The following is a 3431-nucleotide window of genomic DNA, read 5'->3' as shown; positions in this document are numbered from 1 at the left end:
AAGAGGTTTTCAATGAATTGATAATCCAAAAAATTGCAGTGTAAATAATTATTGTATTTTAGTTGAAAGTTGCGTTAGCAATTTGAAACCGCCTATGAAAACACACTATTACAAAAGGCATTTTGACGAAATCCGATTTGAAAATTCCGAGAAATGGGGAACTTGCGATTATTACTTTGAAATTGATCAGAACGGAGAAATACTTAGACAAATAGAAGTTTATAAAAATGGAAAAAAACTAAAGTATAGCAAACAATTCTTAGAAGACGAATTCGGATTTCTTGCTGACCAACCAATTGAGGTTTCTGAATTCAAAAATTTTGAGATAAATAAAAGCGATTTTGAATATCAATGGCAAAAGTGAACTATTTAACTGGTGATGCAACAAATCCCAAAACTGACGGAAATAAAATCATTGTTCACATTTGCAATGACATTGGCGGTTGGGGAAAAGGATTTGTAATGGCAATTTCTAAACGTTGGGCAGAACCAGAACTAAAATATAGAGAATGGTTTAAGACTAAAGAAAATTTCAAACTTGGTCAAGTTCAGTTTGTACAAGTCGAAGATAAGCTTTGGATTGCAAATTTAATCGGACAGCATAAAATCAACAAAGATGAAAAGGGAAACGCACCAATTCGTTATGATGCAGTTTTAACCGGACTTGAATTCATTGGAAAATTTGCTTCAGACAAAAATGCTTCCGTGCACATGCCAAGAATCGGTTGTGGACTTGCTGGTGGAACTTGGGACAAAATAGAACCATTAATTGAAAAATCATTGACAGAGAAAGAAATTGAAACATATGTTTATGACTTTATCTGAACTAAGGGCAGCAGCTAACAGCGCAGTTAAGCAAGAGCTGGATTTCGGTAAGTTGAACGTTCGTTTTTCACGAAGAAAGTTCTATCTTGGCAGAGAGAACTCAGTTCGCTCTGACGCTCCTGCGTAACTGCGCGAAACGTTGTGTGCAATGCTACCGAACGAGTAACCAACATCTAACAAATAAACCATGTCAAACTATTATTGTAAAAATTGCGGAACAAAATATTCTAGTATATCAACAATGAGCATTAATAAATGTGCTAGACATCCAAATGGACCAAACAAAGGAAGCCATGAATTGTATGAAGGAAGCGAAAAATCCCGATACAATTGTAAGTATTGCGGAACTAGTTACAATAGCATTTCTTCAATGACAGTAAACAAATGTTCGAAACACCCTAACGGAACAAATAAAGGGCATCACTCGCCAGCACTTTGATGGAAAGCTTAAGTTACCAAAATTGGTCTAAAGAAGTACTTAAAACTCTTTTGCTTGTTAAAACAAAGATCGATGACAATGAATTTGCAAAGTCTCTGTACGGTGGATTTTATATATGGGATAGCAAGTTCATCTTAAATCCAGAATTAATGTTCATCGGCATAAATCCTGGGAATGGAAATCCAAACAATTCAGGACAAATCAAAATAGAACCTGAAAGCCAAAACTCATATATGGAGTTTTTGGATGGAGAAAATGACAGTTATACTTTAGCTAAAGAAACTATTACATCATTTCAAATGGCTGGTTTTACTATTCCAGAAATAAGAGATTTGTTTAATGAAAAATCAATAAAAACAAATTTCTATTTTTTGATAACCAAAAGTCAAAGCGATATTAGCAAATGTTTGAATTCGATTGAAGACTATTCTTTTGATATGTTTTGGCAACAAAGTTATCATTGGATTGGTCAACTTATTGAACTTTGCAATCCAAAGATTATTATTTGTGAGGGAAAAAGCGTGTTTGATGTGGTTAAAGATTACGATGATGTTGCAAATTACGAATGGAAAAATGATTGCGGATTTGCAGCTCGAACAAATGGTCAGGTTATAATCGGATACAATAGGATTTTTAGTCACATCAAAAATAAAAATGAATTATCAGAACTGATTAGAAGATTTATGAAATAATTCAGCACTGCACACAACAGCCGGTAAGCTAATTGCGCTGGTTTTCGGAAAGTTGAACGTTTGGTTTTCACGAAGAATGTTTTATCTTGGCAGAGAAAACTCAGTCCGCTGGCATCGCGAATTCGCTTACCGGCGACACGTTGTACGACATTTTCGTTTAGGAAACGCATTCGTGGAAATATTTTCGTATTTTTGAAAAAATAGCTAGCCATGACAGTTGTTATCGACAAATCAAATTTGAAAAACACTTCTAAGATTCTTAGCGAAAAACTAAAGAAATCGACCAAATCTGGAAATTTGTCAAAACATTTTGGCAAACTTAAAAGAAATATCGACGGGTTAAAATATCAAATTTCAGTACGAGAAAATGAAGATTGATTTTATCGCCGATACAAATTTTCTTATTTATCTTCATGAAGGAAACAAAATTATCGAACCGTTTCTAGAATATGATTTTGGGGTTTCCTTTATTTCAGAAATTGAATTATTGGGTTTTCATGGATTGACGAAATTGGAAGAAACCAAACTCAAATCACTTTTAACTGACTGCTTTTTGATTGATTGGAATTCTAAAATTAAAGATCAAACAATTCAACTAAAAAGAAAATATTCCATAAAATTGCCCGACGCAATAATTGCAGCTACGGGATTGGTTTATAGTATTCCTTTAGTGACTGCGGACAAAGGGTTTTCGAAGATTTCAGAATTAGATTTGGTTTTGATCGATTTGTAAAACGTCGTACAACCGCCGTTTCAAGACATTGCCGGGTTTTCGGTAGCCGGACGTTGTGGTTTCACGAAGAAACATTATCTTCGGCAGAGAGAACTCGGCTCGCTTTGGTCGGCAACGTCGTGAAGCGGCCTAACGTTATGGGCAATTGCCGAGAATCCTCATCCAGGAAAACCAATTTGGTGTTTTGATCTATTATTTCCGTAAGCAAAACAAAAAGCCTTTACTCCTATTCTGCCGGTTTGCTTGGCCAAAACTTTGCCTTGAATTTTTATCTATTAATTGTTGTACCGCAATTTTAATATAAATGATTTGCATGCCGGAATTTCGTTGTCCGCGAAGTTTCATGTCGCTTTCTGGAGCGCGAAGCATATTTTAAGCTACATTTCTAATTTATATTTTCGGCCAAGCAAACCTTTCATTTTAATTGATAATGATTTGTGTCGCTTCCAATTCAATATTCTAAAGGCTTTTTATTTTTTATAATTTCGTTGCCTGGCAAAAGCCCATAACCGCCGCTCCAAGAATTTGCGGGTTTTAGTCGCCGGGAGTTGTGTCTTCACGAAGAACCTTTTATCTTGCCGAGACAACTCAGCTCGCTTACATCGCAAATTCGTGGAAGCGGCCTAACGTTAGCAGAGATGCAAAATCATGCCTCGTCCTAAAATAGGTTGACCAAAAATTAAACATTTTAGTCAGCCATGAGCAAACAAGAAAATCCATCCTGTCGAAAAAAACAGTATCA

At 35.4% G+C, this 3431-nt stretch carries 5 protein-coding genes; all 5 read left to right on the top strand.

Features of this window, described 5'->3' with window-relative positions:
* Nucleotides 1–94: 94 nt before the first annotated feature.
* The 5 genes from BLP55_RS16320 (at nucleotide 95) to BLP55_RS16300 (ending at nucleotide 2689) form a co-directional block, all read left to right on the top strand.
* Nucleotides 95–364 carry a hypothetical protein gene (locus BLP55_RS16320; RefSeq protein ID WP_091147368.1) on the top strand — a complete coding sequence of 90 codons (270 nt, stop codon included), beginning with the start codon at nucleotides 95–97 and terminating at the stop codon, nucleotides 362–364.
* The gene (locus BLP55_RS16315; protein WP_091147364.1) at nucleotides 352–825 is read left to right on the top strand and encodes a macro domain-containing protein; all 474 of its coding nucleotides are present in this window, start codon (nucleotides 352–354) and stop codon (nucleotides 823–825) included. The genes BLP55_RS16320 and BLP55_RS16315 overlap by 13 nt, the downstream gene beginning before the upstream one ends.
* A gap of 588 nt (nucleotides 826–1413) precedes the next feature.
* The gene (locus BLP55_RS16305; protein ID WP_211516850.1) at nucleotides 1414–1956 is read left to right on the top strand and encodes a hypothetical protein; all 543 of its coding nucleotides are present in this window, start codon (nucleotides 1414–1416) and stop codon (nucleotides 1954–1956) included.
* A 210-nt stretch (nucleotides 1957–2166) separates the two neighbouring features.
* The gene (locus BLP55_RS17120) at nucleotides 2167–2334 is read left to right on the top strand and encodes a hypothetical protein (RefSeq protein WP_170826903.1); all 168 of its coding nucleotides are present in this window, start codon (nucleotides 2167–2169) and stop codon (nucleotides 2332–2334) included.
* Complete coding sequence (locus tag BLP55_RS16300) at nucleotides 2324–2689, top strand: type II toxin-antitoxin system VapC family toxin (protein WP_091147354.1); 366 nt, start codon at nucleotides 2324–2326, stop codon at nucleotides 2687–2689. The genes BLP55_RS17120 and BLP55_RS16300 overlap by 11 nt, the downstream gene beginning before the upstream one ends.
* Nucleotides 2690–3431 lie beyond the last annotated feature (742 nt).

Source organism: Flavobacterium caeni (assembly GCF_900101895.1).
Lineage (GTDB): Bacteria > Bacteroidota > Bacteroidia > Flavobacteriales > Flavobacteriaceae > Flavobacterium > Flavobacterium caeni.
Note: the sequence above shows the minus strand (reverse complement) of the source record. Positions and strands in the feature narration are given on the sequence as shown.